The sequence below is a fragment of the Erysipelothrix rhusiopathiae genome (genome assembly GCF_900637845.1).
Lineage (GTDB): Bacteria > Bacillota_I > Bacilli_A > Erysipelotrichales > Erysipelotrichaceae > Erysipelothrix > Erysipelothrix rhusiopathiae.
Genome location: NZ_LR134439.1, coordinates 1,703,878 through 1,726,545 on the forward strand (window position 1 = coordinate 1,703,878; position 22,668 = coordinate 1,726,545).

At 36.1% G+C, this 22,668-nt stretch carries 20 protein-coding genes and 1 other annotated feature; of the genes, 1 reads left to right on the plus strand and 19 read right to left on the minus strand.

Going from position 1 to position 22,668, the window contains the following annotated elements:
- Nucleotides 1–287: 287 nt before the first annotated feature.
- From EL194_RS08245 to EL194_RS08335, 19 genes are all read right to left on the minus strand, one after another.
- A complete protein-coding gene (locus EL194_RS08245) occupies nucleotides 288–1,379 on the minus strand; it encodes a BMP family lipoprotein (protein ID WP_034886580.1) in 1,092 nt (363 codons plus the stop codon).
- 107 nt (nucleotides 1,380–1,486) lie between these two features.
- Nucleotides 1,487–2,587, minus strand: a complete 1,101-nt coding sequence (locus EL194_RS08250; RefSeq protein WP_013853051.1) for a BMP family lipoprotein — start codon at nucleotides 2,585–2,587, stop codon at nucleotides 1,487–1,489.
- A 215-nt stretch (nucleotides 2,588–2,802) separates the two neighbouring features.
- Nucleotides 2,803–4,554, minus strand: a complete 1,752-nt coding sequence (gene thrS, locus EL194_RS08255) for a threonine--tRNA ligase (RefSeq protein ID WP_034886582.1) — start codon at nucleotides 4,552–4,554, stop codon at nucleotides 2,803–2,805.
- A 40-nt stretch (nucleotides 4,555–4,594) separates the two neighbouring features.
- Nucleotides 4,595–4,792, minus strand: a binding site (T-box leader).
- 33 nt (nucleotides 4,793–4,825) lie between these two features.
- Nucleotides 4,826–6,055, minus strand: coding sequence for an aminopeptidase (locus tag EL194_RS08260; RefSeq protein ID WP_003773920.1), 1,230 nt, complete (start codon nucleotides 6,053–6,055; stop codon nucleotides 4,826–4,828).
- Nucleotides 6,055–6,969: an ROK family protein gene (locus EL194_RS08265; protein WP_003773921.1), complete on the minus strand. Its 915-nt coding sequence runs from the start codon at nucleotides 6,967–6,969 to the stop codon at nucleotides 6,055–6,057. Before EL194_RS08265 ends, EL194_RS08260 begins: the two co-directional genes overlap by 1 nt.
- Before the next feature lie 10 nt (nucleotides 6,970–6,979).
- Nucleotides 6,980–8,407, minus strand: coding sequence for a pyruvate kinase (gene pyk / locus EL194_RS08270; RefSeq protein WP_013853055.1), 1,428 nt, complete (start codon nucleotides 8,405–8,407; stop codon nucleotides 6,980–6,982).
- A 13-nt stretch (nucleotides 8,408–8,420) separates the two neighbouring features.
- Complete coding sequence (gene pfkA, locus EL194_RS08275; protein WP_003773923.1) at nucleotides 8,421–9,380, minus strand: 6-phosphofructokinase; 960 nt, start codon at nucleotides 9,378–9,380, stop codon at nucleotides 8,421–8,423.
- Nucleotides 9,381–9,443: 63 nt separating this feature from the next.
- A complete protein-coding gene (locus EL194_RS08280) occupies nucleotides 9,444–10,364 on the minus strand; it encodes an ATP-binding protein (protein ID WP_003773924.1) in 921 nt (306 codons plus the stop codon).
- On the minus strand, nucleotides 10,365–11,525 hold the full coding sequence (locus EL194_RS08285; RefSeq protein ID WP_003773926.1) for a DnaD domain protein: 1,161 nt from the start codon (nucleotides 11,523–11,525) through the stop codon (nucleotides 10,365–10,367). It abuts the gene before it with no gap.
- Entirely contained in the window at nucleotides 11,525–12,112 is a 588-nt protein-coding gene (gene coaE, locus EL194_RS08290; RefSeq protein ID WP_034886584.1) for a dephospho-CoA kinase, read from the minus strand. The genes EL194_RS08285 and coaE overlap by 1 nt, the downstream gene beginning before the upstream one ends.
- Nucleotides 12,109–12,930 carry a bifunctional DNA-formamidopyrimidine glycosylase/DNA-(apurinic or apyrimidinic site) lyase gene (mutM, locus tag EL194_RS08295; protein ID WP_003773930.1) on the minus strand — a complete coding sequence of 274 codons (822 nt, stop codon included), beginning with the start codon at nucleotides 12,928–12,930 and terminating at the stop codon, nucleotides 12,109–12,111. Before mutM ends, coaE begins: the two co-directional genes overlap by 4 nt.
- 2 nt (nucleotides 12,931–12,932) lie before the next feature.
- Entirely contained in the window at nucleotides 12,933–15,434 is a 2,502-nt protein-coding gene (gene polA / locus EL194_RS08300; RefSeq protein ID WP_003773932.1) for a DNA polymerase I, read from the minus strand.
- 36 nt (nucleotides 15,435–15,470) lie between these two features.
- Entirely contained in the window at nucleotides 15,471–16,433 is a 963-nt protein-coding gene (locus EL194_RS08305) for a metal ABC transporter substrate-binding protein (RefSeq protein WP_003773936.1), read from the minus strand.
- A gap of 30 nt (nucleotides 16,434–16,463) precedes the next feature.
- A complete protein-coding gene (locus tag EL194_RS08310; RefSeq protein WP_003773938.1) occupies nucleotides 16,464–17,558 on the minus strand; it encodes an AI-2E family transporter in 1,095 nt (364 codons plus the stop codon).
- A 25-nt stretch (nucleotides 17,559–17,583) separates the two neighbouring features.
- A complete protein-coding gene (locus tag EL194_RS08315) occupies nucleotides 17,584–18,114 on the minus strand; it encodes a hypothetical protein (protein ID WP_003773940.1) in 531 nt (176 codons plus the stop codon).
- The gene (gene mreC / locus EL194_RS08320) at nucleotides 18,111–18,950 is read right to left on the minus strand and encodes a rod shape-determining protein MreC (RefSeq protein WP_003773942.1); all 840 of its coding nucleotides are present in this window, start codon (nucleotides 18,948–18,950) and stop codon (nucleotides 18,111–18,113) included. The genes EL194_RS08315 and mreC overlap by 4 nt, the downstream gene beginning before the upstream one ends.
- Nucleotides 18,951–19,018: 68 nt before the next feature.
- On the minus strand, nucleotides 19,019–19,726 hold the full coding sequence (gene radC, locus EL194_RS08325) for a RadC family protein (protein ID WP_003773944.1): 708 nt from the start codon (nucleotides 19,724–19,726) through the stop codon (nucleotides 19,019–19,021).
- A gap of 199 nt (nucleotides 19,727–19,925) precedes the next feature.
- Nucleotides 19,926–21,002 (minus strand): cell division protein FtsZ, encoded by a 1,077-nt coding sequence (gene ftsZ, locus EL194_RS08330; protein ID WP_003773946.1) that lies wholly within the window; start codon nucleotides 21,000–21,002, stop codon nucleotides 19,926–19,928.
- 18 nt (nucleotides 21,003–21,020) lie between these two features.
- Complete coding sequence (locus tag EL194_RS08335; protein WP_034886587.1) at nucleotides 21,021–22,256, minus strand: cell division protein FtsA; 1,236 nt, start codon at nucleotides 22,254–22,256, stop codon at nucleotides 21,021–21,023.
- Between the two features lie 202 nt (nucleotides 22,257–22,458).
- Here EL194_RS08335 and rpmB point away from each other — a divergent pair, with 202 nt between their 5' ends.
- A complete protein-coding gene (gene rpmB, locus EL194_RS08340) occupies nucleotides 22,459–22,650 on the plus strand; it encodes a 50S ribosomal protein L28 (RefSeq protein WP_013853067.1) in 192 nt (63 codons plus the stop codon).
- Nucleotides 22,651–22,668 lie beyond the last annotated feature (18 nt).

Genomic DNA, 22,668 nt, shown 5'->3' on the forward strand with positions numbered 1-22,668 from the left:
ACAGTAAAATTTAAATAATAAAAATATCAAGCATACTTGATATCCAATTGTCGACTTTTAATAAGCATCATCCCCGTATTATTTTTTCACTATAAACCGTCATACCCTATTCAACTGAAGCGTTCGATTAAAACCGGTTGTTCGTGAATTAACCCTTTGTGATGGGTTCTAACTTCAATCATCCCCCGATAGAATATGATTTATGTTCACCTAAATATTAGCATTTTCGACACGTTTTAGCAAGCGCTTTCAATCGTGTAACACATACATATCGCTGAGCTTTCTGCTCAGCGATAATAATCGATTTTTAGATTTGGAAATAAACTTTGATCAGTGAAAACATCTCCCTGTTCATCATGTTCTGTTAGAATTACCAATTTATCATCTAGAATTTCTTTTTTTGTTTTTTCAAGAAGTGCTTTAATATCTCTTTTACCGATTTGATTTAATCTGGATTCATCGAAAGCCAAACCCACACCTTCATTATTTAAATCGACACTTAATCGTTTCCCACCTGGAAATTTATCTTCAGAGTTCTCAACGAGAAGATTCTTAACCGTTTTTCGAATACCCTTCGTTGCGGAATATACCACCTTACTGCTTAAGTACGATTGGTCAACATCTACTCCGATATAACGTTTATCTGTATCTTCAGCGGCTTTTATGATTGACTGTCCAGCACCGCCAGCTGAACCAAAAATAATTTCCGTTCCTTCATTATACCAACTCGAACCTAGCATTTGAACTTCAGTAGATGGCTCAAATGCCCCTGAGTATTTATATTTAAGATCAATCGTTTTATTCATACTTTTAGCGCCTTCTTGTAAGCCTCGTAGAAAACCCATTCCATAACGTTCTACCGCAGGAATTTTAGCGCCACCAACAAATCCTACTTTCGTATAACCCTCAAGTGCAGTAACGTATCCAGCTAAATACGCAGCTTGTTCTTCTCTAAATAAAACAGGAACTAGATTGTCCCGAATATCGATTGTTCCCGACTCATTAGGTTTAGGTAGAGCGTCAATTAAAATAAACTTAGTCTTTGGAAAATCATTTTGCACTTTAGCCGCTGTTGCTTCAAAATAAAATCCCGGTAAGACTACAACTTTAGCCCCACCTTCTTCAATTGCTTTTTGAATTTCACTATAGAATGCTATATCATCTTTATTTTCTGGTCGATAATATTTATATGAAACATTATGTTCCTTACAAAAATCAATAATACCTTCCCAAGATTCTTGATTAAATGAGTGGTCATCAATCGTACCAATATCCGTAATCAAAGCAATCTCCGAAGTCTTTTGATCTTCTGTTGACTTTGAAGAACATGCCCCAAGCAAAATTAAACTCATAAACAAAATCATAAATTTGGATTTCATAATCATCCCCCCTTGCACTTTAACTTTATCAAGTGAAAGATAGAGATTCAAACACTTCTTTTTCCACTTACACGAAAAAAAACGGCAATGAAGCCGTTTTAAAATAACTATTTAATAAATGTGATATTAATGTTTTTCAAGATTGGATCGCTGATAACATCTGAGAAATCATCAGCATGTTGTTTCTTGATTGCTGAAGTAACACCATCTTTATCTGCCTTCATATCTGCAATAACTTTATCCAAATCTTCTTGTTTGAAAGTTTTGAAACGGTCGAAGTTCTTAGGTAATCCGACACCGTCATCATTGATATTGTAAGCATGTTGTGTTCCACCAGGGAATTTTCCATCATAGTGCGCTTTCAATCCTTCATAAACAGCAAGTTGAAGTTCTTTTAATGCTGAAGTGATAATTGTTTCACTTTCGCCAGCTTGGTCCACATCTACACCAATAACTTTAGCTTCTTTATCTTCTGCAGCTTTAAATACTGAAGGTCCAGCACCACCAGCAGAAACAAAGATAACTTCAGTTCCACCAGCATACCAACCTGATGCTAACATTTGAACTTCTTGTGACGCTTCAAATGTACCTGAATATTTGTACATCATATCTACTGTAATACCCAATTCTTCAGCTGCGTGATTTGCTCCGTAAACATAACCTAAACCGAACTTTTCAACAGCTGGAACTTTCATACCACCAATGTAACCTAATTTAGTGTAGCCATCTTTAACTGCAGCATATCCTGCTAAGAATCCAGCTTGTTGTTCTTCCCAAACAACTGAATACATATTAGGACCAATAACGGGTTCTGACTGTGGTGTCTCTGAAGGAGCACCATCTACAAAAATAAAGTTTACATCTGGAAATTCTTGTTGTGCTCTAAATGCTGCGTTAGCGAATAAAAATCCTGGCATAACAACAACCTTAGCGCCCCCTTCAGTAATCGCTTTTTCGATTTCGTTAAAGTATGCCTCGTCGTCTTTCGCAACGGGACGGTAGTATGTATATGTAACTTTGTTTTCATCTCCATACTGTTTAACGCCTTCGTATGAACCTTGGTTAAATGAGCGGTCATCAATTGTACCAACGTCAGTAATCAAAGCGATTTCTGCGCCTTTTCCATCTTGAGCTTTTTCTCCACCTGAACAAGCGGTAAGAGTAAGAGCTAACAAGACAACTAAAACACTAGAAAATAGTTTTTTCATCTGTTTCCTCCATACAAGTTTCCTTGTATCTATATCGTATCGAATTTTATATTGATAATCAATAGAAATGTCACAAATAAATGTAACCGGTATCATTTATGTAGGAATAAATTCAAAAGCACCGCCAAACAATACAAGAATAGAACAAAAAAAGAGTATTAACACATCCCTGCATTAATACTCAATTCAAGCAATTCTAAATACTGTAAAATTTGTTATTTTTCAATTTTATGGATATAACGTGTACTGATTTCGTTTTCAACCATTTGCATGAATACATCTAAATCAAATGGATTTTGTGCTCGTTCACCATAACGGCGTACGTTAACACTACGATCTTCGATTTCTTGATCTCCAATAATTAATTGAAGTGGAATTTTATTCTTTTGCGCTTCACGTAAACGATAACCTAATTTTTCATTACGGCCATCAACATGTGCACGAATACCTTTTTCTAAAAGAAGATCGCAGACTTCGTTTGCATAATCCATATGGAATTCCGTATTTACTGGAATGATTTCTATTTGTTTTGGTGCCATCCACAGTGGGAAACCACCTGCAAAATGCTCAATCAGAATACCAATAAAGCGTTCAATTGACCCAAAAATTGCACGGTGGAGCATGATTGGACGTTTTTTCTTTCCATCTTCCGCAACATATGTGAGGTCAAAACGTTCAGGAAGGTTCATATCCAATTGGACAGTACCACATTGCCATACTCGGTTTAAAGAATCTCTTACTTTGAAGTCTAGTTTAGGACCATAGAAAGCACCATCGCCCTCATTAATCTTAAAGTCGACACCAGCGGCCATACAAGCCTCTTTAAGCGCTTGTTCTGATCGATCCCAAACATCAATATCACCAATGTATTTGTCCTCAGGACGCGTTGATAATTCAATTGAGTAAGAAAGACCAAATGTCGAATAAATTTCATTAATGAAATCTAAAATTTCAACAATTTCATCTTGTAATTGATCTTCACGCATAAACAAGTGAGCATCATCTTGAGTAAAGGAACGAACACGGAATAACCCATTTAATGCCCCACTTGCCTCGTGACGATGAACATGACCCATCTCAGCAAGACGAATTGGTAAATCACGATATGAATGCAAACCGTTTTTATAGACGAGCATTCCTCCAGGACAATTCATAGGTTTGATTGCGAACTCGCGATCATCAATAGTTGATGTATACATATTTTCGCGATAATTTTCCCAGTGACCTGAGACTTCCCACAATTCTTTATTTAACATCGTTGGAGTTTGTGTAAATACATAGCCACGTTTGATGTGTGCATTGTAGTAATACTCATCCAAAGCATGACGCAATGTCATACCATTTGGTAACCAAAATGGGAAACCCGGGCCAAATTCACTCATCATGAAGAGTTCAAGTTCTTTACCAAGTTTTTTATGATCACGTGCTTTGGCTGCTTCTAGCCATTCAAGATACTGATTAAGATCTTCTTCAGTTTCAAATGTAATTCCGTAGACACGTTGAAGCATTTTGTTATTGGAATCACCTTTCCAATATGCTCCAGAAACTTTAAGAAGTTTGAAATATTTCATTTTCTTTGTCGTTTCAACATGCGGTCCACGACATAAGTCAATGAATTCTGCTTGACGGTATGCTGATATTGTTGCATCATCCTCAAGATTGTTGATGATATCGATCTTATAGGAATCGTCTTTGAAAATTTCTAAAGCTTCTTCTTTTGTTAACTCTTCACGTGTAATGCGCTTGTCTTCTTTCGCAATTTTACGCATCATTGACTCGATTTTAGGTAAGTCCTCTTCTGTTAAAACTTGATCTCCTAAATCCATGTCATAATAAAAACCATCTTCAATTACAGGTCCAACCCAGAATTTCGCTTCAGGATACAGACGCTTCACAGCATGAGCAAGTAAGTGTGCTGATGAGTGATTCAAGATATTTAGACGTTCGTCTTCTCTAATATTTACCATAATAACCTCCTCTATAATAAAGAAAAAACGTAAATCCATCCAAAAGGACGAATTTACGCGGTACCACCTTTAATTCACAATTTAAATTGTGCACTTAAACTGTTAACGCCAGAATACGGGATTTTTTCTAAAATCCAACTCTGAGGTGGTAAATACGCATATTCTACGAGAAGTTTTCACCAACCACTTCACTCTCTAGTTCAAAACAACGTATTTTTGTCCTCTTCACTGTTTATATATTATTTATACATCAATAGTAAAGAAATATCAACTAAATTACAAAATTACCTTCATTAAATACGATAATAGTTTTACCATCGTGTGTCGTTCCTACAACACTCATATCCTCACTACCAAACATAAAGTCTTCATGATTTAATGAATCATTCGCATTATGTGCAAGTAATTCTTCACCAGTCATCTCGGTACCACCTTTAAGATTCATTGGGTAAGCACGACCTAAGGCCATATGACATGAAGCATTTTCATCAAAAAGCGTGTTATAGAATAGAATATTCAGATCGGAAATGGGTGATTGATGCGAAATGAGTGCAATTTCACCAATGTGACGGCTTCCTTCATCCGTGTTTAAAAGTTGTTCTAATGTTTCGCGTTCTTGTTTCGCGTCAAACTCAACAACTTTTCCATCAACGAATTTCAACCAGAATTCATCAATAAGCTTTCCATTATAGTTTAATGGTTTTGTGCTATATACAATACCATTTACATTTAGGCGATCAGGCATGGTAAATGATTCCTCAGTCGGCATATTTGGATTAAATGTATATCCGCGTTCTGATACTTCTTCACCACCAGCCCATACATGATTATCGACCAATCCAACTACAATATCAGTTCCCTTACCATTTTTGAAATGCAGCGATTTAAAATTGTAGTCGTTTAAAATTTGATTTTGATGTGACAGTTTTGCATTATGTTTTTCCCATGCTTCAACTGGATCATCACTTTCATTAATACGTACAGCATAAAGAATAGCTTCTAACAGTTTTTCATATGCTTCTTCAATCTCAAGATCTGGGAAAACTACGTGTGCCCATTCTTTGGTTGGAAGTGATACTAATGACCACTGACCTCGATTTGCCATCGTATACTCTCGCATACGTTTTAAAGCCTGCGCTTGTGCTTTAGCTTGTGCAGCCAGTTTATCACCGTCTACATCAGCCATAAGCCCAGGTGATGGTGCATAGATAGAGAGACGACATAAATCTTCATCTAAATAACTATCGTATTCATCAATAAGCCATTGTGGAATATCGGTAAGTGTTTCAATATCTTGATTTTGAACATGCATTTTCGCAATATGATCATCACCAAATTTGATAACAACTTTTTTAGCACCTGCTGCATAAGCTTCCTCTACAATTAAACGAGCAAATTCATAGTGCTCAGCTTTAACATTTACTAAAACTGTTTGTCCTTTTTGTACATTTACACCTGAACAAACCGCTAATTTAGCATATTTTTTTAATAAATCATTCATTATCTGTGACCTTCTTTCGAGTAACACAACATCGCCGCACCAATTACACCAGGTTCATCCAACTTCGCTTCAACAAATTGTGTATCTCTCATTTGTTCATGAACGAGATCCTGATAATAACCGATCATACGGTCCCAATATAAGTTTTTCGATTTCGTAACACCACCACCAATTACAAAAACATGTGGATTACATACATGCGCAATTGAAGAGAGCATCATAGCGAAATCGTAGGACATTTCATCAATTAGTTGAATTGCCTGTTCATTTCCTTGTTCCATTAAGGTGAAAATTTCTTCTGCAGACTGAATCTTTGGATCAATCAATTCTTGAGCTTTACGAACTAATGCCGAACCACTTGCTTCATTTTCAACCGCACCCGCATTTAAAGTATTAATGTCCGACCGTCGAACACGTTCACGATCAATCACGATATTACCGACTTCCCCCGCATACCCCTTGTGACCAGAAAGCACTTGTCCATTAAATACAAGTGCTCCCCCAATACCTGTAGAATGCGTTAAATAATACACAACATTATTGCCTTTACCTGCACCAACGAGTGCTTCAGCAAGACCTGCAACGTTTGCATCATTATCCATATAGATTGGTAAATCTATATGTTTTTTGAGATAATCGATTACCGGATACTCCGTAAACCCTTTCATGTTTGTAGATAAGGTTACGCACCCGAGTTCTGTGTTCACTGGACCGGGTAAACCCAGTCCAATTCCAACACATTCATCAAATTGCTTTAAATTTTTTATCATCGAAATGATATTATCTAAAACAACTTCAGGTCCCTCAAGTGCGTATGATTCGCTCTTAACTTGCTCATGAATCTTTCCATCTTCATCAATAACAGCCACACGTACATTTGTACCGCCTAAATCAACTCCGATATATTTATTCATAACAATCTCCTTATTTTATTTCAATAATTTTCATTGTATTTGTATTACCGGTACCTGTTGGGTATCCAGCAGCAATAATAACTTTTTTACCTGGTTCGATTCCGAAGTTTTTAGCAATTGTATTTGCAATTTCATCATCATTTGTCATTTCATTTCGAATATCTGAAACAACTGGTTTCACACCCCAAACAATTTCAAGTCGATTTTGTACTTCTTTAGTGAAAGTAACAGCAATCACAGGAACGTTTGGACGATATTTTGAGATACGTTTAGCAGTTGAACCGCTTTGAGTAAATGCAATTACCGCAGCAACATCATCAAGGTTTAATGCTGTTTCAGCAATTGAAATCCCGATTGAATCTTGAATTGTTCGTTTTGATGATTTAATTGAATGACGTAAACGATCACGGTAAGGGATAATTTCTTCCATTGCAATCGCAATTTCTGCCATTGTACGTACAGCTTCAACTGGGTATGCCCCAACTGCAGATTCACCTGAAAGCATAATTGCATCTGTACCATCTAAAATTGCATTCGCAACATCACTTGCCTCTGCACGTGTTGGACGTGGGTTTTGTTGCATCGATTCAAGCATATGAGTCGCTGTAACTACAGGTTTACCCATTCTGTTTGCTGTTTTAATGATTTGTTTTTGGTAAATTGGAACTAAGTGTGTACTTACTTCAACACCTAAGTCCCCACGAGCAACCATCACACCATCTGCAACTTCAAGAATGCTTTCGATGTTATCGAATCCTTCTTGGTTTTCAATCTTAACAATGATTTGGATATCGGGTTTTCCAGCTGCTTCAATAACTTCACGAATATCTAGAACGTCTTGTGCACGTCTAACAAATGATGCCGCAACATAGTCAATACCATTAACCGCACCAAATGTGATATCTGCACGGTCTTTTTCAGAAAGGAAAGGCATACTTAACACTACGTTAGGTACGTTAACACCTTTACGTGTTTTAATAAGACCAGGATTGTCGATACGACATACAAGATCACCATCTTTTTTATCAATAACTGTTAGTTTCATTTTACCGTCATCAATAAGTAGGTAATCGTCAACTTTAACATCTTCATAAACTTCTGGTACTAATAAAGTAAAGCGTTCTTTATTTCCTAAATAATCTGCATCAAAACCTACACGAACAATATCGCCCTCTGCAAATTCAAGTGCACCGTTTTCCATATCGCCACAGCGGATTTCTGGACCTTTAGTGTCTAAAAGAATCCCTAGGTTAATACCAATTCGATCGCTAACTTCGCGAACAACTTTCATACGACGCAAATGATTTTCTTGAACATCGTGTGAGAAGTTAAAGCGAACGATATTCATTCCTTCGTTTGCGAGTTTTTCAATCATCTCTGGTGATTCGGAAGCGGGTCCGATAGTACAAATAATCTTAGTTTTTTTCATTTCATGCATATTGTTTATCCTCCTATACCAATCTGTCATGTAATTCAAACAGCGCTCTACTTGATTTTTTAGGCATTTTCAATGCTTCATCAATATCGATTGCTACTATTTCTTCGTTTAAGATGCTGACGCATTTTCCGCCATCACCTGCGATAAGCAGTCTTACTGCCTTATCACCGAATTGTGTTGCTAAAATACGGTCACGCGCTGTCGGTGATCCACCACGTTGTATATGACCTAAAACAGTTGAACGGCCAGAAAAACCAGTATGTCTTGAAATCTTTTGCGCTAGAAGTTCTACATCTGTTATTTTTTCACTAATGATAACAATTGCATGTCGTTTTTTCTTCACTTCTTCAATTTTGCTTAAGCGTTCTAATACTTCTGATTCATCATATCCTGTTTCTTTTGTAATAATTACTTCCGCACCTGTAGTTAGTCCAGCATAGAGGGCTAAATCACCACATCGATTTCCCATAACCTCAACAACTGAACAACGATGGTGTGAACTCGAAGTATCACGGAGCTTATCAACATTAAGAATAACTGTATTCAATGCTGTATCAAAACCAATCGTGTAATCAGTAGATGCAATATCATTGTCAATGGTACCTGGAATTCCAATACAGTTAATCCCCATCTCTGTAAGTGCCATCGCACCACGGTAACTTCCATCACCGCCTATGACAACCAAACCTTCAATACCGTGTTTCTCTAAGTTCGCTACAGCTTTTTCACGAACTTCAAGAAGCTTAAAGTCCTCAAGACGTGCACTCCCTAAAATTGTTCCACCTTGAATAATAATGTCACTAACATCACCACGACTTAGCTTACGAATATTATCGTTTACTAAGCCTTCGTATCCGTCAAAAACACCAAATACTTCAAGTCCGGCTGAAATACCAGAACGGACAACGGCACGAATCGCTGCATTCATGCCCGGAGCATCACCACCTGAAGTTAATATGCCAATCTTCTTCATAATTCACCTCTCTTGTAATCATACCACTATTTTATTGCTATTTCTCTACAAAATGTTGATAAATTACTTGTTTCGTCGATTTTGACCCACCATTTCATATGGGATTGTTAAAGCATGGATACGATCTACTAATCTTTTAGCTCGAATCTCATCAGATGTCCCCTTATTATCGAGTTTATATAAGTCAACAAGCATGTCAGGACTGTAATTACTTGTTATAATCGTCTTTTTTTTGTTTTCAAGGCGTTCATTTAAAATCGACAATAAGATTTCATCACGACTCCATGACGTGATTGGTTCCGCTCCCAAATCATCCAAAACAAGTAAAGGTACTTTTCTTAACTTTCTTAACGTATATTCCATCTCATTTGGATGTGTAAATAATTGCTTTAAATGACTCATAAGTTTTGGTACGTGAATAAATGCCACATTTCGACCACTCTTAGCAAAGTCATTTGAAACACACGCACTTAAATAACTCTTTCCAATACCCAAATTGCCATAAAGATAATATCCTGGTTTGTCATTTTCAACAAAGTTAATCATATCTTCGAGAACACCTAAATAATTTGGGTTTTCATTTTCAATTGATATTTTTGAAAATAATGCATCGTGTAAACTAAGTGGTAAATCAAAGATAACATACTGACTTAAATAAGCATTTTCTTCCGCAATTTCCCGAACAATTGGAAGTTCAAAAATCTGTTCTGATAATATCCCTGTTGATTGATCGTAAATTAGGTCTACATATTGACCCAAACTTGGATCATTTTCAAGTTCGTGGGCTGAGTATGATTCAGCTTTTCGTTTATTTAGAACCCAATTTTTGAATTGAAACGCATTCGCTTCGACAATCGAATCAGGACACTCAAATCGTTCCATAAAATCGATTATTTCTGGTAAGATACGTAAACGTTCAAACGTTTCGACACGCTTTTGAACTTGTTCATCGGATAACTCAAATTTTAGATTACGTAAACTCATCTAGATCTCTCCTTTACTTAACATCCCTTTTAATCGAGATTTTAGTTCATCAACATCTTTATCAATTGTAGTATCTGTGGAATAGGTTGGCGCTACAACTTCAACCTTTGGTTTCGGTACACGCTTAGTATTTGAAGGATTTGGCGCTTCACGTTCTTTAAGAGCGTCCTCCAATGATTTTACACCACGACGTTTCCATGATGATGCGACCTTTTCAACAAATCCTCTGTTTAAGTTTTTGTCATTTGTTTCTAGAATATACTCTACAAGTACATTAATGACTTTGTTATCAAAACCGAAATTATGCTCTAAAGATTTTAACAGTTTTCGATCCGCGTCAATGATGAATGTATCTTCCTGTTTATAAGCCAAGAAGCTGACAGGATCAAGTTCGTAAGGATCAGAAACACTTTCAACACTTTGTGTTCCGTGATTTTTTTCTATGAGATACTGAAACTTTTTCGAATCGAAATCACCGGTTTCAAAATTTGTTGAAGCCATTAATACAGATTTCATATCTAAGTAGTTTAGATTATAGAAAGAACCAAACACCCCTACTTTTTCACGAACATCTTCAGTTCGAAATGCTCGTGGATACATCACATTACTGATCGACTTAAAGAAGCCCTCAACGTCGAATTTATGCTTACGATCTGTATCTGTTCCTTCAGCGCGTTTTGATGTATATGATTCTTCTAACGACTCATCCCAAGATGATAATCGAGACAAATCAAAACTTGCCGATATTTCATTATCCAATTCAACACAATTTCTTTTACGGTAACGTGAACAAACCTCAATAAAAGCTTCATTTCCGCGTACAATTGCATAGAGTCTTCCAAAGGTAGGATGCTGTAAGAAATCATGAGGGCTTAGCGGTGGTGTCAGAACAAGGGTTAAAACACCCGTATCATACGTTCGAATAAGTGCAAAACGCTCTAACTCTTTTCGATAATTGTTTAAGTCAGAAGTCCCAAGGTGTAACATATGTGTCAATGATTTAATTGGCACCTCCGACTCAAATTGACCAAACTCATATAGTGTCAAATATAAACTTAATGCAGGATATGAAAAAAGGGGTTGATATAAGAGGATCAATGACTCCATTTGATCAGGGGCTATTTTAAAATCTACATTTGTTTTATATACGACTTCTTGCATCAATTGACTCCTCCTTTTTTTATTTTTTTAATTAATTTCTCAGTTTCCTGATTTAAATCAACAACCGTACTATTATTATATAGAATATAGTCTGATTTTTCTTCTTTTATCTTTTCCGAATACTGTCGATTCATTCTTAGATTGATATCATCAGTCTTCATGCCACGATTTAATAACCTTTTGATGCGAACATCATAGTCTGCACTGACCATGATAATACAGTCAAATAAATCTTCCATCTTTGACTCAAAAAGAAGCGGAACTTCGAAAAATATCATCGAATTTTTATCATCATGAATATCTTGGATAAATACTCTAACTTCAGAGAAAACTTTTTTTTCAAGTTGTTCAAGTAAATTAGTATTCGTAAATAATATTTTTGACATCAACTGACGATCCACCGTTTTATCAACCCGGAGAATTTCAGGTCCCAATAATTCGATAATATACTCATATAGAATACCCTCTGGTTCATAAAATGAATGTGTTAAACGATCCATATCATACACCTGATAACCCAGATCAACGATATGATGACTTACACTCGACTTTCCTGAGCCAATTGTTCCTGTTATTCCTATTTTCATACTTGTACCTTCTGACATTTTTCACAAAATACAGTTGATCGACCGGATACAACGATGCGTTTCATAATTGAATTACATCGTGAACACGGATCGCCTGCTCTCCCATATGCATTAAGGTTAATTTGAAACCGTCCTGATACGTTAAGCGATGAAGTGTATGAACGCACAGTTGTTCCTCCAGCTTTAATAGCGTTACGAAGGATAATTTTCGTCGTCTCTACGAGTGAGTCGCACTGTTTCATTGTTATTTTCGAACCCGTAGTTAGTGGGTGAATTTGAGTTTCAAAAAGAATTTCATCTGCATAAATATTACCAATTCCGGCAATGATGCTTTGATCTAATAATATTGATTTCATAACGCGTTTGGAATGATGAATTTTCTGATAGACGTATTCACCATTTAAATTTGAGTCAAACGGTTCATAACCTAAGTTTTTCGTTTCTAAATATTTCAGCGGGTCTTTCACGACAGCCATCCGTGAAAATTTTCGTGTATCTAAATAGTGAATCGTGCCCCCATCATAATTAATAACACAGTGAGTGTGCTTAGATGGTGCTTTATCGTAATCATAAAGATGAAACTTCCCTTCCATTCTTAAGTGAAGAATCCAATGTAAACCATTCGACATCTCAAACCAGAGGTATTTCCCTCGACGATGAAACGCTTTAAAGTTTGATCCGACGAGATTCTCGAGTGAATACTCTGATTGATCTTCGAGCAGTTTTGGATAAATAAAATTGATTGAATCAATTTGTTTACCTTTGAGAGACTTCTCAAGGGTGCGTATAATTGTCTCAACTTCTGGTAATTCAGGCATAATTAATACCAATCCTTACCTGTATCCACAGAAACATTCAAATCAATAGGCCATGAGACAATGTGCTCCATAACAGATACCATTAAATCTTGAATTTGTTCCAGTTCATCGTCATAAACATCGAATACTAGTTCATCATGAACTTGTAGGATCATTGACGATTTGTAATTGTTTGACGTTAATAATTCGTCTGCTTTAATCATTGCAATTTTGATAATATCTGCTGCTGTACCTTGAATCGGCGCATTCATCGCTGCACGTTTTCCAAAATCTTTCACTGCACGATTGGCATCGTAGATTTCAGGAATATAACGACGGCGATTAAAGAGTGTCTTGACATAACCGTCACGCAAACAGTCTTCAACGACAGAATCCATATATTTTGTAATGTTAGGGTAAATTTCATTATATCGTGTTATAAAATGACGTGCTTCTGGAATAGTGATATCCAATTGTTTTGAAAGTCCATATTCTGACATGCCATAAACGATACCAAAGTTAACACTTTTTGCTTGACGTCGCATCGTACTTGTTACATCATCAACACCAAATATCGCTTTCGCAGTTTCGGAGTGAATATCATGACCACCATTAAATGCTTCCATCATACGTTTTTCATCAGCTAAGTAAGAGAGTACACGAAGCTCAATTTGAGAATAATCGATGGACATTAAGGTACAACCTTCGGATGCTACAAAAGCTTTCCGAATCATCCGTGTCTCTTCATCACGAACCGAAATATTTTGTAAATTTGGGTCACTTGAAGACAAACGACCGGTTTGTGTTGCATGTTGATTAAAAGAAGTATGAATTTTTCCATCAGCATGGATATGCTTTGTTAATCCTACAGCATAAGTACTGTAAAGTTTTTGGTACTTTCGATACTCCAAAATTGGAGCTATTATTGCATGTTCTTCAATCAAGCCTTCAAGTACATCAACTGCAGTTGATCGTTTCTTTTTCGTAGGCAATTTTAGATGATCAAACAACACCTCAGCAAGCTGTTTTGGCGAATTTAAATTGAATTCCATCCCTGCAAGTTCATAGACTTGGTTGCTCAGTGTCTCGATTTTTTGGTGTGTCACGAGCGCAATTTCATCAAGCACGCTTCGATCAACATTGATTCCTCTAAACTCACACTTTGATAAAATGGGAACTAAAGGTTTTTCAATCTCTTCATAGACAGAGAGCACTTCAATTTTATTAGCTTCTGTTTTTAGTGTATTGAATTGTGAAAGTATTGCTTGAGTAAACGCTGCACCCTTTTCCATACCTTCATACTCATGGAACCACAAACCAAATTCATCCTTTAATCGTGCCATGGTCGTTATTGACGAATTTACTATAAATGCAAGAAGTAACAAATCATCAAATTGATTAGCAATTTCAATATTGTTTTCTAAACAGAATCGATAGAGTGATTTAGACGAATCCACAACTATTGAAGTATCTGATGAAATAAGCGCTTTAAAGGCTTCATTGCCGACCATTTCTCCAAATGTTAAGTATATGTTTTCTTTACCATCAGAAAGATAACACCCTTCAAGGTTTCCTTTTTTATCAAGTTCCATTGAAATCGCAATCATCGATTTCTTCCAAGATGAATCAAGATTAGTAAATTCGATGGTCTCTTTTTCAACAACTTCAACGTCATAATTATCGGTAATAAGTGAATTCATATCATATTTACGATAGAAAGCATTTAACGATTCATTCGGTATTTCATACTTAATACTTGAGAGGTCAATGTCAAGGGGTACCGAGGTATGAATTTCAGCTAATTTGTACGACATTCTCGCTTGTTCTTCAAACTCACGGATTTTTTCTCCCATTTTCCCTTTGATTTCTTCTTTATGCACATACAGGTTCTCAAAAGTAGTATATTGTCCAAGAAGTTTAAGTGCGGTTTTCTCACCGATCGAAGGTACTCCAGGAATGTTATCGCTAGTATCACCCATTAACGCCTTCATATCTACAATTTGTTTTGGCTCAATACCCATTTCATCCATGAGACTCGTTTTATCCATAAGACGTAAATCTGTTAAACCTTTTTTCATAAGTAAAACATCAACATTATCATCAATAAGTTGTAACATATCACGATCACTGGTTAAAATTTCAACTTTGAAATCCGGATACATTCTCGACATTGTTCCGATAATATCATCCGCCTCATAGCCACTGAGTTCAAACCGTTTAATCGGATATGCATCAAGAAACTCACGTACAAGTGCAAACTGAGACACCAATTCTTCATCAACCTCTTTGCGAGTCCCTTTATATTCATCAAACATATCATGACGAAATGTTTTATCCTTTGTATCAAAGGCCACGAGGACATGTGTAGGATTTATGATTTCTATTGCTTTAGCGAGCATTGTTGAAAAGCCATATACTGCATTGGTGACCACACCTGAACTGGACTTCATGTATCCTCTTGAAAGCGTTCCATAGTAAGCCCTAAAAAGCATTGAATTCCCGTCTATTAATAATAATTTATTCATGTTTTCCTACTTTCTAAATAAGTAAAACCCTTGGGATTACTTAGCAATCGTCTCAAGGGTTTCTAGATTAAGTCTCATTTTCGCGATGTAATCATAATTCGCTTCGATATCTTTATCTGATAGATTATAAAGATTGCTTAATTCAATTTGTGTTAAATTAAACTCTGTTTTTAATTGATTAAATAATTTTACATATTCTTCTGGCATATTCTCTTCATATGCAATAAATTGTACGCCATCCTTCGCAATCCGTGCACGGATCGCATTGAGCATATCTTCATCTGGTAAAACACCGTATTTTGATAATGTCGCTGGATATACACCGATATTATAACTCTTTTGCCAATTCCCAAAAGATGGTGTCATGGAAACAAATTTAATACCTTTCTCCGAATCACGTAAAAGTTGATATTGTGCTTGAAGCCCTGTTAATTCTACTTCTAATGTTTCAAATTGCTCTGTAAAGTATGCTTCTTCATCCGGATAAGTTTGTACAAGCCAATCTTTTATTGTTCGCGCCATTGAAGTCATCGCTAAAGGATCCATCCATAAAAACGGATCTTTATCATATTGATCAACTGCTGCAAAAGCATCAGACTCATAATATTCGGATTCTATCGCATGCGATTGCCCATCAACCACAACATTTGTGTAGCGTTTAAATGGATATAACATGGAACGTTCCGATAAATCAATCATCTGTAATTTAGAGTTTTGAAGATCATCCAAGTATAGTTGCCAATAAGGCTGTAATTCATTAATATAAAAAATTGTATCTGCTTTTTTTATAATTTCTTGAAAATCTTCTTTTACCGTTGCCTGTTGAGGTATTAATCCTGTGTCAATGCGCTGAACGTTAACACGTTCTCCCGCAAGACGTTCAACAAGGAACTGAATCGGATAATTTGTAACGATGACATTCCGACTTCTAGGAACGCATCCCGACAATGTCCCCAGTATGATAACCAATACTAGTAATTTACTCATCAATCGTTTCATACACAACCTCTTTTCACATTTTATTATACACTAATTTTCTTCAGGGATAACCCAATTATTCTTTCTCAAGTTGAATAATGCTCGTATTGAGAAGTATAATGGCATCGAAATTAAAATCCCTACAAAACCAAATAAAACACTTGATGCGAAAAACGCAAATAAGGACCAAAGCGGTTCGATTTTATCACGCTTGGAGTAAACCATAGGAGAAACGACATACCCATCAACATTTGAAAGAATAACCAATCCAATTGTAAGTATAATCACTCGCGGTAACGGTAACGTTAAAGCGGTTAAGATCCCTAATACATGTACAACTGTTGGCCCAATGTAAGGTATTAACAACCCAAATGCCGTTAGAACACCAAGAACAAATGCATAATTATGTCCGACAGCTAAATAAAGCAAACTGTACTCAATACATGTAATAGTCATAATCACAACGAGTGTCCCTAAATAACGACTTACAGCATGGTCAATAACAATAATTGAATTTCCGAGTTTTGGAGAAATATTATTCGCAATGCGTAAAACACTTCCCGTAAAATTTTCATAATCGAATACAAAATACATCCCGATAATAAACGAGAAAATACCTGTAGTGATTGTTGAAAAAATCTTTGATAGGAATTGTGAAGCAGCTGCTGGCAATGTAGGTATCTGGCCCACAATTCCGTTAAGCATTCCCATCACTTGTTTAAAAATGTCATCCGCCCATGGAGAAGGATTATTATGGTTAATTTCTTTGTAGTAATTATAGAGTTGCTGTATGCCGTCCATACTATTACCAATTAACTGCGAAATATCTGTATACAATGATGGTAAGATCGATGAAAAGAGCAGTACAATCAAAACTACAAACAAAACGAGTGTAATTGGAACACTGATTGCTCTTTTAATATTATATTTTTCAAAAAACACCGCAATCGGTCTTACAATATATGCAAGTGCAAAGCCAATAACAAATGGCAGAAGAATTCGCTTAGCTAATTCAAAAGCATGTTGCCATACTGCCCATGTTTGCATCAATAAGAAAACACTTAATAAAAATAACATAAATGGAACAAGTTGCTTCCAACTGAAATGATCGTCAAAAAATTTTTGAATACGTTGAAAAATGTTCATTAATTTATTTCTCCCTCTATTTTTATTAACGCATATATAAATTCTGAACGCGTTGCATAATCATACGATGCATTAATTTATATAACGTCATAGCGATTGGTAGCAGAATTAAATTACCAATAATAACCCATAACGTTCGGGTACTTATAAAAGTAATTAAACTATATGACACCCCTTTTACTAGAGGTAACATGCCAAATATTAACATTTCTTTAATAAACAAACCAATCACGGCTAAGACTAAGAACTCAAAGGTTGAAGTACCAATATAACGGTCCCAGACCCTTAAAAGCGCTATCGTGATTGAATAACTGACAAAAAACATTGGAAATGAACCAATATGGCACAGATCCATCCAGATTCCTAAAAGAATTGCTTTAATTATCGATTCCGTTTGAGAATCATTTTGAGTCAATAACATCAGCCCTAAAAAATGAAGACTGCTCACAAATGTTAAGGAACTTAGACCCAATTGTGTAAATATGGCATTAAATATTGAATCTAGAACCAAGAGAACCACAATATACAAGAAATGCATCCAGCGAATCATTCTCATGATTTCTTCACCACCGATACGTATTTAATATTATTATAATCAACAGAAGGTTTTACATAAACTAACACACCCACACTATCTGCAACATTTTTAACAGAATCAACTTTTCCAACAAATAATCCACTTGGATAAACACTGCTTATACTTGCAGTTGAAACAGGCATTTCTGCGGCAATGGTCGATGTTGATTCAAGTAAAACAACTGAAAATAATTTTTTCTCGTGGTCATATGAATTCAAAATTCCTTGAACATAATTCCCTTTAGAAACTTCAATTTGTACCGTCGCATTTGAATTTTCGTCATTTGCGATAAGTAAAGCTACTAATGATTGATTTTTATCAACACTTAATACCTTACCAATAATTCCCTTAGGCGCTACAACACCATCACCTACGGCAACACCGTCTTGACTCCCTTTATCAATTGTAATTACGGAATCCCATTTTTCTGATGAACGGTTTTTAACCGTCGCATTAACTTGTGTATATTCTGAATACACTGAATTTAGCTCATTTAGAGCCTTTAACTCTGCAACTTCACTCTCCAACTCATTTAATCGTGTTTGCCAATGATGCGATGTTTCCAATTGCGTTCTTAACTTATCATTTTCATGGCGTACATCCCACATCATTGATGTGTCTCTTACAACATTACTTACTGTCTCAATTGGATAATCGATAAGGCCATAACGCACCATCGAAATGAAACTAAAGAAATTACGATCTGACGATTCATAAAATGACGATTTTTTAACAAATCCCATTCCAAAAAGACAAACAATAACTGTTGTTAATAAATATATAAGTACACGTCTAAAATTATTCTTTCGTTTCATTTAATCACCTTCTTTATTATACTTACAAATCCAACTTTTTACAAATGAAAGAATAAGGGTTTTAGCCCTTATTCTTCAAACAAAACCGGATGCAAATTGCGCAGTGAAACCGAGTTTGTAGAAGTAACAATAATGTGGTCGACGACTTCAATTCCAATCATCATTCCAACCTCTATTAAGGCTCGTGTCACTTCCACATCCGCCTCACTGGCGCTTAATGACCCGCCTGGATGATTATGAACCAACACAATCCTTGATGCATTACATCGAACCGCTTCCCGAAAGACATCGCGAGGATGAACTAAACTCTTATCGGCTGTACCTTTAAATAAATCTAAATAACGTATCAAGTTATTTTGAGTTGATAAGAAAAGCACTCGAAATAGTTCCTGTTCCTCAAATCCAATTTCAAGATTTAACCAGCGAACAATTCGATCACATGAGCTGAGTTTGATTTTTTCTCCAGGGAATGGCATCACAATCCTTCGCAGCAATTCATGTACAGCAAGCAAAGTTGTACACTTCGCTTGTTTCATTCCTTTGATCTTTGACAGTTGACTGTATTGAATTTTAATTAAATTTTGGATTCCACCAATCGACGTTAAAACCTCCGAAGCAAGGGAAACAACATTTTTATTACGGGTCCCTGTCCTAAGTAAAATCGCAACAAGCTCCTCATCCGTCAATTTATTCGGACCAAGCACCAACAGTTTTTCTCTTGGCAAAAATTGAGAACGATCCAAATCAACGTCCCCATTGAATTTTGGCTTTACCATAAGATAAACTGCCGCTACTACTTGTAAGGATTTTGTAAACAGCAGCCAAACCTATCAATACAATTAATCCTGTTAAATATAACGAAAGCATATATCACCTCCGCTACTAGGTATGTTCTTTAGAAATAACTTCATAAAAAAAGAAAGAAACGTGTTCTTTCTTTAGTTCTTATGATTTAAAAAGATCAAACATTGTTTATTATCGTGTCTTAAAGAACTCAGGAATATCGTTATTTTCAGTGCGACGTTCTTCCTGATTGTTATGAGATGTTTGATATGCTGGTCTTGATTCTGCAGCAGTACGCGTAGCATGGACCTCAGGTGCAGGTTCTTCTGCTCCATCAAATCCAGTAGCAATAACAGTTACAATAATTGAATCTCCGATATTTTCATTAATTGCAACACCAAAGATAATGTCAATATCATTTCCAGCTGCATCACGAATATAATCCACTGCTTCTGATGCATCTTGAATCGAAATTGAATCACCACCGGTAACGTTCACAATCGCGTTACGGGCTCCATCAATTTGCGCTTCTAAAAGTGGTGAAGTAATCGCTTTTTGAGCTGCTTCGATTGATTTATTTTCACCCTGTGACATACCGATACCAATCAAGGCACTTCCTTGTCCAGCCATAACTGAGCGAACATCCGCAAAGTCAAGGTTAATCATTGCAGGAACAGCAATAAGATCTGTAATTGTTTGAACACCTTGTCTTAAAACATTGTCTGCTTCTTTAAATGCTTCTTGGAATGGAATTCGTCCGATTACTTCGAGCAATTGATTATTGCTTACAATAATGAGCGAATCAACGTAAGATTTCAACTCTTCCAAACCTGACATCGCTTGATTTGAACGACGACGTCCTTCAAATGTAAATGGTTTTGTAACGATACCAACTACAAGTGCTCCCTCTTCTTGCGCAATTTTCGCAACAAGTGGAGATGCTCCCGTACCAGTTCCACCACCTAAACCTGCTGTAACAAATACCATATCTGCATCTTTTACAGCTTCACGAATTTCATTTTCACTCTCAACAGCAGCTTTGCGTCCCATTTCTGGATTCGCCCCTGCCCCGAGACCTTTTGTTACTTCACGGCCTAATTCAATACGATTCACTACAGGTGAACAGTTAAGCACTTGCAAATCCGTATTTGCGACGTAAAATTCTACGCCCTTCATGCCTTCATCGACCATGCGATTAACCGCATTACATCCTGCGCCACCGACACCTATTACTTTAATTCTTGCTACTTGTTCAAAATTCGCATCCATATTTGTTCACTCCTCCATCTAACGTTCAAAGAACATGCTCTTTAGTTTTTGAGTAATCGAGTCATCTTCATCTTTTTCATATTGTAACACAACTCGTTTAAACTCATCTTCATCAACGCTTGAGAGTGTTACATCACGGAATATACTTTGGTCTTTATAAAAGTAAAATGCCCCTACAAGAGATGTTAAACCATAGTCTTTTACACCAAATGTTGTAGAACGGTATGTAACCGCCTCCGCTTCTGTTATTTTTTCAATACAATCTGTAACGCCTGAAATCTCTGCTGCTTCACCACTGATAATAAAACGTGGTTCTCCGAGATTTTCGAAAATTGGGTCACAACTACTACATATTTCGCCCACAAATTTATGAATATCATCTGCGACTAAATTCATAAGATCTACCTGTGATAAGGTATGGGATGTCGATTTAGTCGACCAAATAAATATTGGGTCATCTTTCGGATTTTCATTATTCAAATCGATATTAAAATACAACAAACGATGTACAACATCAGTTGGTACCTTTAATGTGCGTTCGATTTTTTTCATAAAGACTTCAAATCCACGATCAATATAATCATTCGATAAGAGAATCCCTTTACTGAATAATGATAATTTAGTTAACTTTTCACCTAATGTTAAGGCAACAATCGGCTTGTCAATCGATGCTTCGAATAAAGAAGCCTCTTTTGCAAAACCAATGTCATCTAAAACAATATCAATAATCTTTAATCCTGATTTTTCAACACATGACACATATGGGAAAATGATGGATTGTTTTCCAAAGTAGCAATCTGCTTCAATAGTCAAACTTTCACATCGTTCGTTTAATGGTAATTTACGTGTCGAACTTCCGTTCACAAAATATTTACTCATTAAAACATTTGTTAATATATGTCCTTCAGGAGCTTTTACGTTTAATAATTCTTTATATGCTCTTTTTACATCATTCTCAGAAATACGCCCAGTGATTGGTACGCGCAATTGTTTATTAATTCGCTTCATGTGGACGCCTGGAACAAGTAAGAGTACTTGCTTAATTACAACCCCCAAATTTCGCGATGCATTTTCAATCGCTTTTTTAATTGAATCGACCACATGTGTTTCACTCATGATCGAGTAGCCTGCCACACCTAAATGTGGGACACGTTCAACCTTTAATATATTTAATCGGCCATTGAAAAATTGTCCAACTAACAAGCGCACTTCATGATCCGCGATTTCTAAAGCTGCAATAATTTGTTTCTCCATCAGCGAACCTCCTTGTGCTATTATCATAATATCATAATAAAGTCCAATAGCAAAGTGATAGATGGTGTGTTAAGTGCATTTTTGCTTGTTATTTCACACAAGAATTTTTGGTGATAATTTTTCTCTGAGATACTTGATTAAACAAAATCTATATGATATTATAGTCAAGCGTTATGAAATAGATAAGAAAGGGGGTTACGGTATGCCTAGAGTATGTTCCGTATCCGGTAAAAAAACACTATCAGGAAACAAACGTTCACATTCACTTCGTGCAACACGTCGTAAATGGAATGTAAACTTGCAAAATGCAACAATTATGGTGGATGGAAAACCAACTCGTGTCCGTATTTCCGCCCGTGCACTAAAATCATTGAAAGCACAACAAGCAAAATAATAAAAAATACGGTTTACA

What these genes read in the sequence shown, in the direction of transcription:
- pyk (WP_013853055.1), bottom strand. Translation starts at nt 8,407, where the DNA reads ATGCATGAAATGAAAAAAACTAAGATTATTTGTACTATCGGACCCGCT.
- coaE (WP_034886584.1), bottom strand. Translation starts at nt 12,112, where the DNA reads ATGAAAATAGGAATAACAGGAACAATTGGCTCAGGAAAGTCGAGTGTA.
- EL194_RS08260 (WP_003773920.1), bottom strand. Translation starts at nt 6,055, where the DNA reads ATGAATGATTTATTAAAAAAATATGCTAAATTAGCGGTTTGTTCAGGT.
- EL194_RS08335 (WP_034886587.1), bottom strand. Translation starts at nt 22,256, where the DNA reads ATGGAGAAACAAATTATTGCAGCTTTAGAAATCGCGGATCATGAAGTG.
- EL194_RS08315 (WP_003773940.1), bottom strand. Translation starts at nt 18,114, where the DNA reads ATGAGAATGATTCGCTGGATGCATTTCTTGTATATTGTGGTTCTCTTG.
- EL194_RS08305 (WP_003773936.1), bottom strand. Translation starts at nt 16,433, where the DNA reads ATGAAACGATTGATGAGTAAATTACTAGTATTGGTTATCATACTGGGG.
- EL194_RS08285 (WP_003773926.1), bottom strand. Translation starts at nt 11,525, where the DNA reads ATGCAAGAAGTCGTATATAAAACAAATGTAGATTTTAAAATAGCCCCT.
- pfkA (WP_003773923.1), bottom strand. Translation starts at nt 9,380, where the DNA reads ATGAAGAAGATTGGCATATTAACTTCAGGTGGTGATGCTCCGGGCATG.
- EL194_RS08250 (WP_013853051.1), bottom strand. Translation starts at nt 2,587, where the DNA reads ATGAAAAAACTATTTTCTAGTGTTTTAGTTGTCTTGTTAGCTCTTACT.
- thrS (WP_034886582.1), bottom strand. Translation starts at nt 4,554, where the DNA reads ATGGTAAATATTAGAGAAGACGAACGTCTAAATATCTTGAATCACTCA.
- polA (WP_003773932.1), bottom strand. Translation starts at nt 15,434, where the DNA reads ATGAATAAATTATTATTAATAGACGGGAATTCAATGCTTTTTAGGGCT.
- mreC (WP_003773942.1), bottom strand. Translation starts at nt 18,950, where the DNA reads ATGAAACGAAAGAATAATTTTAGACGTGTACTTATATATTTATTAACA.
- EL194_RS08265 (WP_003773921.1), bottom strand. Translation starts at nt 6,969, where the DNA reads ATGAATAAATATATCGGAGTTGATTTAGGCGGTACAAATGTACGTGTG.
- radC (WP_003773944.1), bottom strand. Translation starts at nt 19,726, where the DNA reads ATGGTAAAGCCAAAATTCAATGGGGACGTTGATTTGGATCGTTCTCAA.
- mutM (WP_003773930.1), bottom strand. Translation starts at nt 12,930, where the DNA reads ATGCCTGAATTACCAGAAGTTGAGACAATTATACGCACCCTTGAGAAG.
- EL194_RS08310 (WP_003773938.1), bottom strand. Translation starts at nt 17,558, where the DNA reads ATGAACATTTTTCAACGTATTCAAAAATTTTTTGACGATCATTTCAGT.
- EL194_RS08245 (WP_034886580.1), bottom strand. Translation starts at nt 1,379, where the DNA reads ATGAAATCCAAATTTATGATTTTGTTTATGAGTTTAATTTTGCTTGGG.
- rpmB (WP_013853067.1), top strand. Translation starts at nt 22,459, where the DNA reads ATGCCTAGAGTATGTTCCGTATCCGGTAAAAAAACACTATCAGGAAAC.
- ftsZ (WP_003773946.1), bottom strand. Translation starts at nt 21,002, where the DNA reads ATGGATGCGAATTTTGAACAAGTAGCAAGAATTAAAGTAATAGGTGTC.
- EL194_RS08280 (WP_003773924.1), bottom strand. Translation starts at nt 10,364, where the DNA reads ATGAGTTTACGTAATCTAAAATTTGAGTTATCCGATGAACAAGTTCAA.